General features: G+C 62.3%; 11 protein-coding genes. 10 read left to right on the top strand and 1 reads right to left on the bottom strand.

What is annotated here, in order from left to right:
• Positions 1-66: 66 nt before the first annotated feature.
• Genes C8K61_RS05335 through C8K61_RS05320 form a run of 4 tightly spaced genes read left to right on the top strand, consistent with a single transcriptional unit; the run spans position 67 to position 4,025 of the window.
• The gene (locus C8K61_RS05335; RefSeq protein WP_108095166.1) at positions 67-1,182 is read left to right on the top strand and encodes an ABC transporter ATP-binding protein; all 1,116 of its coding nucleotides are present in this window, start codon (positions 67-69) and stop codon (positions 1,180-1,182) included.
• A complete protein-coding gene (locus C8K61_RS05330; RefSeq protein WP_108095165.1) occupies positions 1,182-2,084 on the top strand; it encodes an ABC transporter permease in 903 nt (300 codons plus the stop codon). Before C8K61_RS05335 ends, C8K61_RS05330 begins: the two co-directional genes overlap by 1 nt.
• On the top strand, positions 2,081-2,950 hold the full coding sequence (locus C8K61_RS05325; RefSeq protein ID WP_108095164.1) for an ABC transporter permease: 870 nt from the start codon (positions 2,081-2,083) through the stop codon (positions 2,948-2,950). The genes C8K61_RS05330 and C8K61_RS05325 overlap by 4 nt, the downstream gene beginning before the upstream one ends.
• Positions 2,940-4,025: a P1 family peptidase gene (locus C8K61_RS05320; protein ID WP_108095163.1), complete on the top strand. Its 1,086-nt coding sequence runs from the start codon at positions 2,940-2,942 to the stop codon at positions 4,023-4,025. Before C8K61_RS05325 ends, C8K61_RS05320 begins: the two co-directional genes overlap by 11 nt.
• 120 nt (positions 4,026-4,145) lie before the next feature.
• Here C8K61_RS05320 and C8K61_RS05315 read toward each other — a convergent pair whose 3' ends face one another.
• Positions 4,146-5,066: a LysR family transcriptional regulator gene (locus C8K61_RS05315; protein ID WP_108095393.1), complete on the bottom strand. Its 921-nt coding sequence runs from the start codon at positions 5,064-5,066 to the stop codon at positions 4,146-4,148.
• Positions 5,067-5,242: 176 nt separating this feature from the next.
• Here C8K61_RS05315 and C8K61_RS05310 point away from each other — a divergent pair, with 176 nt between their 5' ends.
• The 6 genes from C8K61_RS05310 to C8K61_RS05285 all read left to right on the top strand — a co-directional run bounded on the left by C8K61_RS05310 (position 5,243) and on the right by C8K61_RS05285 (position 12,147).
• A complete protein-coding gene (locus C8K61_RS05310; RefSeq protein WP_108095162.1) occupies positions 5,243-6,031 on the top strand; it encodes a carbon-nitrogen hydrolase family protein in 789 nt (262 codons plus the stop codon).
• 261 nt (positions 6,032-6,292) lie between these two features.
• A complete protein-coding gene (locus C8K61_RS05305) occupies positions 6,293-7,780 on the top strand; it encodes an aldehyde dehydrogenase (protein WP_108095161.1) in 1,488 nt (495 codons plus the stop codon).
• Between the two features lie 22 nt (positions 7,781-7,802).
• Positions 7,803-9,182 carry an aspartate aminotransferase family protein gene (locus C8K61_RS05300; protein ID WP_108095160.1) on the top strand — a complete coding sequence of 460 codons (1,380 nt, stop codon included), beginning with the start codon at positions 7,803-7,805 and terminating at the stop codon, positions 9,180-9,182.
• Positions 9,183-9,466: 284 nt separating this feature from the next.
• On the top strand, positions 9,467-10,441 hold the full coding sequence (locus C8K61_RS05295; RefSeq protein ID WP_108095159.1) for an ABC transporter substrate-binding protein: 975 nt from the start codon (positions 9,467-9,469) through the stop codon (positions 10,439-10,441).
• A 78-nt stretch (positions 10,442-10,519) separates the two neighbouring features.
• A complete protein-coding gene (locus C8K61_RS05290; RefSeq protein WP_108095158.1) occupies positions 10,520-11,323 on the top strand; it encodes an ABC transporter permease in 804 nt (267 codons plus the stop codon).
• Positions 11,320-12,147 carry an ABC transporter ATP-binding protein gene (locus C8K61_RS05285; RefSeq protein ID WP_371919972.1) on the top strand — a complete coding sequence of 276 codons (828 nt, stop codon included), beginning with the start codon at positions 11,320-11,322 and terminating at the stop codon, positions 12,145-12,147. Before C8K61_RS05290 ends, C8K61_RS05285 begins: the two co-directional genes overlap by 4 nt.
• Positions 12,148-12,198: the final 51 nt, after the last annotated feature.

Raw genomic sequence — 12,198 nt, 5'->3', positions numbered from 1 at the left:
AGCCCCTCCCACAAGGATCACTGATAGCCGCGTGAAATGCGTTCTCCCGCTTTACCGGAGCTGTTCATGTCTAACGCCAATACCCCGGTGGTCGAAATCAAGGCTGCCGTGAAGCATTACCGTACCCCTGAAGGCCAGGCGGTGCGGGCGCTGGATGGGGTCGACCTGAGTGTCGGCGCCAATGAATTCGTGACCTTGCTCGGCCCTTCCGGCTGCGGCAAGACCACCCTGCTGCGCGCCATCAGTGGCTTCGAGCAGTTGGACAGCGGCAGCCTGATCATCCAGGGCCAGCCGATGAACGATGTGCCGGCCTATCAGCGCCCGGTCAACACCGTGTTCCAGAGCTACGCGCTGTTCCCCCATCTGAGCGTGGGCGACAACGTGGGTTACGCCCTGGAAGTACGCGGCGTGCCGCGCAAAGAGCGCGACACCCGTGTCGGTGAAGCGCTGGAGATGGTCGGCATGGGTGGCCTGCAAAAACGCAAGCCGGGCCTGCTATCCGGTGGCCAGCAACAGCGCGTGGCGTTGGCCCGCGCCATCGTCAATCGCCCCGCTTTGTTATTGCTTGATGAGCCGCTGTCGGCCCTCGACCGCCACCTGCGCCAGAGCATGCAGCGCGAGCTGAAAAAACTGCAGAGCGAGCTGGGCATTGCCTTTGTGTTCGTGACCCATGATCAGGAAGAGGCCCTGACCATGTCCGACCGCATCGTCGTGCTCAATGGCGGCCACGTGCAGCAGATCGGTCGCCCCGAGGAAATCTACGACCGCCCCGCCAACGCCTTCGTCGCCGGTTTTATCGGCGAGAGCAACCTGTTCAAGGCGCGGGTCAGTGCGCTGGATGAACAGCACGCCGAATTGCTCAGTGAGCTGGGCGACACCTTGCGCGTGAGCCGTGGGGAGTTGCAGCTGAACCAGCCGGTGCAAGTGCTGCTGCGCCCCGAGCACTTTCACCTCGACTGCCCCGGCAACCCCGAAGTTCACGCCTGGCTGGAAGGCGTGGTGGAGCAGACGGTGTTTGTCGGCAAGGACTTCGAAGTGAGCATGCGCACGCCCCACGGCAGCCAGGTGAAAGCCGTGGTCCGTGATGCAGCGCGCCAGGCGTTGCAGCGCCTGCATGCCGGCGAAACCCTGCGCCTGTGGTACGCCACGGCGGCTGCCCATGTGCTGGCAGGTGACGCCTGATGAGCGGCCTGACCCTGCAGGGGCGCAATCGTCTGCGGCTAGTCGGCTTGCTGAGCCCGGTGACCCTGTTGATCGGCGGCTTTTTTATCGCGCCGCTGTTGATCATGGCCGCTTACAGCCTGGCCGAGCCGGGCATGTACGGCGGCGTGCAATGGAATTTCTACCCGGACAGTTTTGGCCGGGTGCTCGGCTGGGCTGACGGCAGCAACGAAGAGTTCGATATCGTCTACCTGGAAATCATCCTGCGCTCATTCCGCATCGCTTTGCTGACGGTGCTGGTGTCGCTCTTGGTGTGTTACCCGGTGGCGTTCTGGGTCAGCCGCCTGAATGAGCGCAAGCGCAATTTCTTTCTGTTTCTGATCACCCTGCCGTTCTTCGCCAGCCTGATCGTGCGCCTGTACGCCTGGGTGCTGATTCTGCGCCCCAGCGGCTTTCTCAATCAGTTTCTGCATGGCCTGGGCATCAACGCCGAGCTGGACCTGATCTACAGCGAAACCGCGGTGCTGATCGGGCTGGTGTACATCTTTATCCCGTTTATGTTCCTGCCCATCTACGCCAGCGTCGAGAAGCTCGACCGCCGCCTGATCGAGGCTTCGCAAGACCTCGGTGCCAGCCGTTGGCAAACCTTCCGCAAGGTGATTTTGCCGCTGACCATGCCTGGCGTAGCCGCCGGTTCGATCATTGTGTTTATCCCGAGCTTAGGCAATTTCATCGTGCCGTCGCTGCTCGGTGGCGCCAAGGTGCTGATGATCGGCAGCCTGGTGGAGCAGCAGTTTCTCGCCGCCCGTAACTGGCCGTTTGGCGCCGCGCTGGCGATGTTATTGATGGCCAGCGTGCTGGTGTTTTTGCTGCTGTATGTGCGCAGCCTTAGCCGCGCCGAAGCGCTGGAGGGCCGTCCATGAGCCGCTCGTTGATCAAAGGTCTCGGGCAGAAGCTGCTGTCCGGTTACAGCCTGCTGTTCTTTATCTTTCTCTACCTGCCGATCGGCCTGATCTTCGTCTACTCGTTCAACGGCAACCCGCTGAACATGATGATTTGGAGCGAGGCGTCGCTGGACTGGTACCGCTCGATCTTCGGCATGGCCAACCACCTGGCCGACAACGTGCAGTACATCGAGTCCACCGACCAGTTGCTGGGCTCACTGCGCACCAGCCTCAGCGTGGCGCTGATCACCGCGCTGATCAGCACCGTGATCGGCACACTCACCGCCTTGGCACTGGCGCGTTTCCGCTTTCGCCTGCAGGGCTTCTACCGCATGTTGCTGTTTATGCCGATGATGATGCCGGACGTGGTGTTGGGCATTTCGTTGCTGATCTTCTTCGTCAACATCGGCATTCCGCTGGGCAAGGTGTCGATCATCATCGGCCACTGCAGCTTTCTGGTGAGCTACGTGTTTATTGTGGTCAGTGCCCGCTTGGCCGGCATGGACACACGCCTGGAAGAAGCCTCGGCGGACCTTGGCGCCAACCCCTGGTACACCTTCCGGCGTATTACCTTGCCGATGATTCTGCCGGGCGTGATTGGTGGCGCGCTGCTGTCGTTCATCATTTCCATGGACGACCTGGTGATCACCTACTTCATCTCCGGCGTCGACTCCACCACCTTGCCGGTTTACATCTACGGCATGATCCGCCGCGGCATCAAGCCCGAGATCAACGCCATCGCCACCTTGCTGATTCTCGCCTCGCTGCTGATTGCCGCAGTGGGCTTGTACCTGCGCAACCGTCAACCCGCTGCACTGAAAGCCGAGGACTCCCATGGCTCCTGACAAGCCCCGCGCCCGCCAGCTTGGCCTGGCCTTTCCCGGCCGTACCGGCCCCGACAACGCCATTACCGATGTGCCGGGGGTGTTGGTGGGGTTCCAGAATGTCGAGGGCACCGCAGCCAACGGCAAACGCATCCAGACCGGCGTCACCGCCATTCTGCCGCGGGGCTACGAGCCCGAACCGATGCCGGTGTGGGCGGGTTTTTCAGCGCTCAATGGCAACGGCGAAATGACCGGCACCCACTGGATTGAAGACGGCGGCTACTTCGTCGGCCCGGTGTGCCTGACCAACTCCCACAGCGTCGGCATCGTCCACCAGGCCGCCACACGCTGGACCATCGACCACTACGCCCAGGCCTGGGAAAGCAACCACCTGTGGGCGATGCCGGTGGTGGCGGAAACCTACGACGGCGTGATCAATGACATCAACGGCCTGCACGTGACTGAAGCCCACGCCCGTTCCGCACTGGACGGTGCCATGACCGGGCCGCTGGCCGAAGGCAACGTCGGCGGTGGCAACGGCATGATCGCCTATGGCTTCAAAGGCGGCACCGGCACCGCCTCGCGGGTGATCGAGGTGGACGGCAAAACCTACACCCTCGGCGTACTGCTGCAAGCCAACCACGGCATGCGCGACTGGTTCAAAGTGCTCGGCGTGCCGGTGGGTGAGCGGTTGCCGGATGAGCTGCCAGAGGGGTTGGACCGTGAGCGTGGATCGATTGTGGTGATCATCGCCACCGATGCGCCGATGCTGCCGCACCAACTGCGTCGCCTGGCCCGTCGCGCCGGGTTGGGGATTGGTCTGGCGGGGACGCCGGGGGGGAATAATTCCGGGGATATTTTCCTGGCGTTGAGCGTCGCCAATCCACGGGCTATGCCGCAGCTAAGCGGGCCGCTGCAGAACCTGGATTACCTGAATGACGATTGCTTCGACGCGTTTTACCTGGCGGCGGTGCAGTGCACGGATGAGGCGATTTTGAATGCGATGTTGGCGGCCGAGGATTCGCCGATGCAGAAGCCGGTGGGGGTGTGCAAGGCGTTGGATGGGGAGCGGTTGTTGGCGGTGATGAAGGCGTAGAGCCTACCCTCACCCCGGCCCTCTCCCGCAAGCGGGAGAGGGAGACCAGCGGACGGAGTTGTTTGGACTTACGGCGATCTCGTCCCCTCTCCCGCTAGGCCGGCCGGGCAGGCGAGAGGGTTAGGGTGAGGGCAGCTTTTCCGGCGCCAACTCCTGCTGACAATAATCGGCAAACAACTGCGCCACCTTGGTCAATTGCGAGCGCTTCAACCACGCCGCCACCAGCCCTGAGCCGGTGACGTCTTCGGCAATATTCACCGCCACCACCTTCTGCCCGTCATAGGTGCATTCCGAGTGCGGGCGGGTCACCAGTACTGAGAAACCGAAGCCCTGGCCGACCATGCCGCGCACCATCTCGATGGAGGGCGAGCTGAAGGCGATATGCGGGGTCAGGCCGAGCTCTTCGAACAGGCTGACGAAGTAGGTTCGGCTCGGCAGCACATCGAGCAGAATCATCGGTTCCAGCGCCAGGTCACGCAGCGACACCTGCGCTTGCTGGGCAAAACGGTGGTCGGCGGGCAGCAGTGCATAGGGGCGCTGCGGCGGCATCAGCGCCTGGGTTTCGATGGTGCCGTCGAGGTCGTGGTCGTAGAGGATCGCCAGGTCGAAGCTGCCGGACGTCAGGCCCTGTACCAGCTCCTGTTGCTCGCCATCGCGGATGCGGATTTCCACCCCTGGATAGAGCGCGTTGAAGCCGGCGATCAGGCGCGGCAGGTACAGCGGCGCCACGGTTTCAAAGCAGCCGATATCGATCTGTCCGGCAATGATGTCGTTGTCGGCCAGGGCGTTCTGTTCGAACTCCTTGGCCATGCGCAGCAGTTCCTGGGCCTTGCGGTAGAAGCGCGCGCCGCTGGGGGTCAGCGACACGCCCTGGGCGTGGTGACGGATAAACAGCTGCACGCCGAAGCTTTCTTCCAGACCCTTGATCGCGGTGGAAATCGACGGCTGGGCGATGTACAGCTTGCGCGACGCCTCGGCGACGCTGCCGCATTCCACGGTGGTGACGAAATATTTAAGTTGGCGCAGGGTATAGGCAGCCACGACAAACCTCGGGTAGGACATTTCTGCGCACACCTTACCGCGTTGGCGGGGCCTGACGTGCACACCTTTTTACGCAGCACAGGGCATATTTTTCTTGGCCGGTTGCTTGCTACAACCGTAGCCGGCTCGTAGCAAAAGCCGTACACACTCAGCATAAAAACAAGGGAGGAAGCAGCATGCGTCTGGCGCTCTGGCAAACCGAAGGACACCCCGGCGACATCGCCGCCAACCTCGCCGACCTGGCCACCCAAGCCCGCGCGGCCGCTGCAGCCGGTGCTCAGTTGCTGCTGTGTTCGGAGCTGTGGCTGGGTGGCTACAACCTGCGCGCGCAACCGGCCGAAGCCGCCGATGGGCCGGCAGCGCAGCGCATTGCCGAGCTTGCCCGCGAGCATGGCATCGCCATCTGCTACGGCTACGCCGAAAGCCACGAGAGCGGCGGCAAACCCTATAACGCCGCGCAGTTGATCGACGCCAACGGCCAGCGCCTGTGCAACTACCGAAAAACCCATCTGTTCGGCGCGTTCGAGCGCACCTTGTTCACCCCGGGCGAACGCCTGGAGAAGCCCGTCGAGTTCGCGGGCTGGAGCATCGGTTTGCTGATCTGCTTCGACGTCGAGTTCCCCGAGAACGTGCGCAAGCTGACGCTCGAAGGCGCCGAACTGCTGCTGATCCCCACTGCATTGACCCCGGAGTACGGCGCCGTGCCCAACCTGATCGTGCCGGCCCGCGCCGTGGAGAATCAGCTGTTCGTCGCCTACTGCAACCACAGCGGCGTCGAGGCGGGGCTGGCCTTTCTCGGCGGCTCCTGCGTGGCAGCGCCCGATGGCAGCAAGCTGGCCAGCGCGGCCAATGGCGAGGCGCTGTTGGTGGTGGACCTGGACCATGGCCAGCGCGCGGCACAGGAAAGCACCTTCCCCTACCTCGCCGGCCGCCGCCCGGAGCTGTACGACGGCTTCGACCTGTAATTCGGTCCCTGTGGGAGGGGCTTCAGCCGCGATGCTGTTGATCTTGGAAGTCAAAAGCTCGCGGCTAAAGCCCCTCCCACATTGCCGTGCGCTCAGGCCGGCAAATTGCTTTGCACTTTTATCTGGCACCCAGCACCACCTCGGTGCAGCCCAAAGCAGCTTTTTCATATACCCCGAAGACATTTTTAATAATTTTCCTATCCAGCCCGTTCCGCCACCATCGCTCTCACCAAAAGGTTTATCGGTGAGAGGGGCGACGGGGTGTTTGAGCTTAACGACTGGCAACAACGGGCGGCCGCCCAGCGCTTTGCAACGCTGGCGATGATCGACGGCCAGCAGGTGCCGGCGTTGTCCGGGGCAACCTTCGCCGCGATCAACCCGGCCACCGGTGAAACCCTGGCCAAGGTTGCTGCCTGTGGCGAGGCGGATGTCGATGTGGCCGTTCGTGCGGCGCGTCAGGCATTCGATTCCGGGGTCTGGTCGCAGCGTTCCCCCACCGAGCGCAAAGCCGTGTTGCTGCGCCTGGCCGAGCTGATTCTTGAGAACCGCGAAGAGCTGGCGCTGCTCGACTCGTTGAACATGGGCAAGCCAGTGATGGACGCCTACAACATCGACGTTCCGGGCGCCGCTGGCGTGTTCCGCTGGTACGCCGAAGCGCTGGACAAGCTCTACGACCAGGTCGCCCCCAGCGCGCAGAACGTGCTTGCCACCATCACCCGTGAAGCCCTGGGTGTGGTCGCCGCCGTGGTGCCGTGGAACTTCCCCCTGGACATGGCCGCCTGGAAACTCGCCCCGGCCCTGGCCGCCGGCAACTCGGTGCTGTTGAAGCCGGCCGAGCAGTCGCCGTTTTCGGCGTTGCGCCTGGCCGAGCTGGCCCTGCAAGCGGGCATTCCGGCGGGCGTGCTCAACGTGCTGCCAGGCCTTGGCGAACACGCCGGCAAGGCCATGGGCCTGCACCCGGACATCGACTGCCTGGCGTTCACCGGCTCCACCGAAGTGGGCAAATATTTTATGCAGTACTCCGCCCAGTCGAACCTCAAGCAGGTGTGGCTGGAGTGCGGCGGCAAGAGCGCCAACCTGGTGTTCGCCGATTGCGACCTGGACCTGGCCGCAGAAAAAGCCGCGTTCGGCATCTTCTTCAATCAGGGCGAAGTGTGTTCGGCCAACTCGCGCTTGCTGGTGGAACGCTCGGTTCACGATGAATTCGTTGAGCGCTTGGTCGCCAAGTCCCAGGCCTGGCAGCCGGGTAACCCGCTGGACCCGAAAAGCGCCACCGGCGCCATCGTCGAAGCGCGGCAGACCGAGCGGGTGATGAGCTATATCCGCGGCGCCTTTGAGCAAGGCGCACACCTGGCCTGTGGCGGCGAGCAGCTGACCTTCAATGGCTCGAACAACTTTATTCAGCCGACCATCTTCACCGGCGTAACGGCGGATATGCGCCTGGCCCAGGAAGAAGTCTTCGGCCCGGTGCTGGCGGTAATCCCGTTCGACAGCGAGGAAGAGGCCGTGCGCCTGGCCAACGACAGCATCTACGGTCTGGCCGCCTCGCTGTGGACTGACAACCTGCACCGCGCCCACCGCGTGGCCAAACAACTGCGCGCCGGCACGGTGTCGGTGAATACCGTCGATGCGCTGGATGTGACGGTGCCGTTTGGTGGTGGCAAGCAATCCGGTTTTGGCCGCGACCTCTCCTTGCACTCATTCGACAAGTACACGCAGCTGAAGACCACGTGGTTTCAGCTCAGATAAGAAAAGATCCGGAGACATTTAGATGACTGCCCCGACGCCCAAGCGCGAAACCAGCGACTACCAAGCCTCTGACGCCGCCCACCACATCCACGCCTTTCTCGACCAGAAAGCGCTGAACGCCGAAGGGCCGCGGGTGATTGTGCGCGGTGAGCGTTTGCACCTGTGGGACAACGACGGCAACAGCTACCTGGACGGCATGTCCGGCCTGTGGTGCACCAACCTCGGATATGGCCGCCGCGACCTGTCGGCCGCTGCTACCCAGCAGATGGAGCAGCTGCCGTACTACAACATGTTTTTCCACACCACCCACCCCTCGGTGGTGGAGCTGTCCGAGCTGCTGTTCAGCCTGCTGCCCGGCCACTACAGCCACGCGATCTACACCAACTCCGGCTCCGAGGCCAACGAGGTGCTGATCCGCACCGTGCGCCGCTACTGGCAGATTCTCGGCAAGCCCGAGAAGAAAATCATGATCGGCCGCTGGAACGGTTACCACGGCTCCACCCTGGCATCCACGGCGCTGGGCGGCATGAAATTCATGCACGAGATGGGCGGCATGATTCCCGACGTCGAGCACATCGACGAGCCGTACTGGTACGCCCACGAGGGCAACCTGACCCCGGCTGAATTCGGTCTGAAAGCCGCGCAGCAACTGGAAGAAAAAATCCTCGCGCTGGGCGCCGAAAACGTCGCTGGGTTTATCGCCGAGCCGTTCCAGGGCGCGGGCGGCATGATCTTCCCGCCGGAAAGCTACTGGCCGGAAATTCAGCGCATTTGCCGCAAGTACGACGTGCTGTTGTGCGCCGACGAAGTGATCGGCGGCTTTGGCCGCACCGGCGAATGGTTCGCCCACGAGTACTTCGGTTTTGAACCCGACACCCTGTCCATCGCCAAGGGCCTGACCTCGGGTTACATCCCCATGGGCGGCCTGATTCTCAGCAAACGTCTGGCCGAAGTGCTGGTGGAGCAAGGCGGCGTGTTTGCCCACGGCCTGACCTATTCCGGCCACCCGGTGGCGGCGGCCGTGGCCATAGCCAACCTCAAGGCCTTGCGCGATGAAGGCGTGGTTACTCAGGTGAAAACCGACACCGGCCCCTACCTGCAAAGCTGCCTGCGCGAAGTGTTCGGCAACCACCCGCTGGTGGGCGAAATCCAGGGCGCCGGCCTGGTCGCGGCGCTGCAATTTGCCGAAGACAAAGCCACCCGCAAACGCTTCGCCAATGAAAACGACATCGCCTGGCGCTGCCGAACCATCGGTTTTGAAGAGGGGCTGATCATTCGATCGACCCTGGGCCGGATGATCATGGCGCCAGCGCTGGTGGCCACCCGTGGTGAGCTGGATGAGTTGGTGACCAAGACCAAACGTGCGGTGGACCGTACGGCGCAGGAGATCGGTGTTCTTTAACCAATCGAAGCTCCATGTGGGAGGGGCTTTAGCCGCGATGCTTTTGATCTGAAAGCTCACCCTCATTTAATCGAGAGACATGTAGGAGAGGCTTTGGCCATGAGCTCGGCGCTACTTTCATCGCGGCTAAAGCCCCTCCCACAGAAAATCAAGAACAGAACCAGCAACACCGCAGAACAAGAACCCCGCCCAACAGAGGCCGGGTCACGGAATACCTTGGCCGCTGGCCATTACTGCCCCGCAATTCAACCAATAACTAAGCCGTCAGGCTGTGGGAGTGTTCCATGCGTAAGTCCTTGCTCAAGCGTGTCTCGCTGTCCCTCGTTTTAGCGGCCGTCGCCACTGGCGCGCAGGCTGGCAAATTGTCCATCGGCCACACCACCTGGGTGGGCTACGGCACCCTGTACCTGGCTCGCGACCTGGGCTACTTCAAAGACGCCGGCCTCGACCTGGAACTGACCACCATCGAAGAAGCCTCGATGTACATGGCCGCCCAAGCCTCGGGCAAGCTCTCCGGTTCGGCTTCGACCATCGACGAAATCCTCAAGTACCGCTCCAAGGACTTCTGCTTCAAAACCGTCGCCGCGCTGGATGAAAGCCATGGCGGCGACGGCATCGTGGTGACCAAAGACATCAAGAGCATCAAAGACCTCAAGGGCAAATCGGTTGCCGTGAACGAGGGCTCGGTGTCGCAGTTCTGGCTGTCTTACCTGCTGAAGAAAGAAGGCATGAGCATGGCCGACGTCGAGGTGCAGAACATGACCGCCGACGACGCGGCCAGCGCCTTTATCGCCGGTCGTATTCCGGCGGCCGTGACCTGGGAACCGAACCTGACCATGGTCAAGCAAAAGGGCACCGGCGACGTGTTGGTCGACAGTTCGGCGACCCCTGGCGTGATCGTCGATGTGGTCGCGTTGTCCTGCGATGTGATCGAAAAACAACCTGAAGATGTGAAAGCCCTGGTGGCCGGTTTGTACAAAGCCGTGCAGTACACCAAGGACCATCCGAAAGAGGCGTACACCATCATGGCCAAAGGCGTGGGCGGCTACCTGTCCAAGCCTGAAGACCTGGCAGAAGCGGCCAAGGGCGTGAAGTTCTACGACCAGCCGATGAGCGAAAAACTGCTCGGCACTAAAGGCAAACCCGGCGACATCGCCGAGATCATCAAGCTCGCTAACGAAACCTGGAGCGAGCTGCAAGGCAAGCCGTTCGCGGTGAGCTACGACGACCTGGTCGACACCTCGTTCGTCACGCCTTAACGCCTTTCACGCTGCGTGTTCCGGCACGCGGCGTGCTTCTTTCTGCCGTGTTTCCCTGCCTTATGTGGAGGTGGCGCTGTGGCCACTGCTCGTTCCTGGATCAACCGCTGCCTGACCCCCAAGGTCGGTCTGCCGGTAAAACTCATTTTTGCCGCCAGTACCCTGTGCTGGCTGGCAGTCCTCGGCCTGTGGGTCGGCCTGTCCTATGGCGGCGTGGTGCCGACCATGTTTCTGCCCACCCCTGGTGCGGTGTTCGACGCCGCCGTGCGCCTGACCAACGATGGCACCCTGGCCAAACACGTCGGCGCCAGCCTTGAAGTGGTGCTGATCGGCTTTGCCATTTCTTCCCTGGTGGCGGTGCCGTTGGGCCTGCTGATGGGCAGCTTTCGTATCGTGCAGGCGTTCCTCGAACCCCTGGTGAACTTTATCCGCTACCTGCCGGTGACCTCGTTTGTGCCGCTGTTCATTCTGTGGATCGGCATCGGTCTGGAGCAGCGAGTGGCGGTGATTATTTTCGGCACCTTTTTCCAGCAGCTGGTGATGATTGCCGATGTGTCCAAAGGTGTTTCCAAGGACCTGGTAAATGCCAGCTACACCCTCGGCGCCACCCGCCGTGACGTGGTCTTCCATGTACTCGGCCCGGCCTCCCTGCCCGGCGTGCTCGACACTTTGCGGGTGACCATGGGCTGGGCCTGGACCTACCTGGTAGTGGCTGAACTGGTGGCGGCTTCCAGCGGCCTCGGTTACATCAGCCTGAAGGCCATGCGCGGCTTTCAGGTGGACGTGATTTTCCTCGCCATCGCCATCATCGGCCTGCTAGGGCTGATCACCGACCAACTCTTCCGTCTGCTCCGTCTGAGGATTGCCGCATGGGCACAATGACCTCCACCAAGCCCTACATCATGCCGGCCCTCAGCGAGTACGCCGCCGTGGAAAGCCGCCTGAAGGTGGAGGGTGTAAGCCTGCGTTACCAGTCGCCGAGTGGCGAAACCTTTACCGCGCTCGACAACGTTTCGTTCGAAGTGCCGGACCAGCAATTTGCGGTGATCGTCGGCCCGTCAGGCTGCGGTAAATCCAGCCTGCTGTACCTCACTGCCGGTTTGGCCGAGCCGAGCGATGGCGCCATTTATGTCGGCGGCAAAAAGGTCGAAGGCCCGGGCGCTGATCGCGGCATGGTGTTCCAGAGCTACACCCTGTTTCCCTGGCTGACGGTGCGTCAGAACATCGAGTTCGGCCTCAAGCGCCGCGGCCTGCCGGGCGATGAGATCAACACCATCGTCGAGTTCTACCTGAACGAAGTGGGCCTGGCCAAGTTCGCCCGGCATTACCCCAAGCAGCTCTCCGGCGGCATGATGCAGCGCGTGGCGATTGCCCGGGCGCTGGCCAACGACCCGCAGATTCTGCTGATGGACGAACCGTTCGGCGCCCTCGACAGCCAGACCCGCTTGCAGATGCAGCAACTGCTGTTGCAGGTCTGGGGTAACGCCAAGAAGACCGTGGTGTTCGTCACCCACGACATCGACGAAGCCATTCTGCTGGCCGACCGCATCTACGTGATGGGCGCCCGGCCTGGGCACATCAAGGAAGTGCTGGACGTGCCCATGGACCGCCCGCGGTCCATGGACGTGGTGATGGAGCCCGAGTTCATCCGCATGAAACGGCGGATTCTCGAGCTGCTGCACGACGATCTGGCCGAAGTTCATTAAGAGCAAAAGCTTCGCGGCTAAAGCCCCTCCCACAGGGATCGCATTTCCTTG

Source organism: Pseudomonas sp. GV071 (genome assembly GCF_003050835.1).
Lineage (GTDB): Bacteria > Pseudomonadota > Gammaproteobacteria > Pseudomonadales > Pseudomonadaceae > Aquipseudomonas.
Note: the sequence above shows the minus strand (reverse complement) of the source record. Positions and strands in the feature narration are given on the sequence as shown.

Excerpts from the sequence above, each read along its gene's own strand:
- C8K61_RS05335 (WP_108095166.1), top strand. The coding sequence starts at position 67 with ATGTCTAACGCCAATACCCCGGTGGTCGAAATCAAGGCTGCCGTGAAG.
- C8K61_RS05330 (WP_108095165.1), top strand. The coding sequence starts at position 1,182 with ATGAGCGGCCTGACCCTGCAGGGGCGCAATCGTCTGCGGCTAGTCGGC.
- C8K61_RS05325 (WP_108095164.1), top strand. The coding sequence starts at position 2,081 with ATGAGCCGCTCGTTGATCAAAGGTCTCGGGCAGAAGCTGCTGTCCGGT.
- C8K61_RS05320 (WP_108095163.1), top strand. The coding sequence starts at position 2,940 with ATGGCTCCTGACAAGCCCCGCGCCCGCCAGCTTGGCCTGGCCTTTCCC.
- C8K61_RS05310 (WP_108095162.1), top strand. The coding sequence starts at position 5,243 with ATGCGTCTGGCGCTCTGGCAAACCGAAGGACACCCCGGCGACATCGCC.
- C8K61_RS05300 (WP_108095160.1), top strand. The coding sequence starts at position 7,803 with ATGACTGCCCCGACGCCCAAGCGCGAAACCAGCGACTACCAAGCCTCT.
- C8K61_RS05295 (WP_108095159.1), top strand. The coding sequence starts at position 9,467 with ATGCGTAAGTCCTTGCTCAAGCGTGTCTCGCTGTCCCTCGTTTTAGCG.
- C8K61_RS05285 (WP_371919972.1), top strand. The coding sequence starts at position 11,320 with ATGACCTCCACCAAGCCCTACATCATGCCGGCCCTCAGCGAGTACGCC.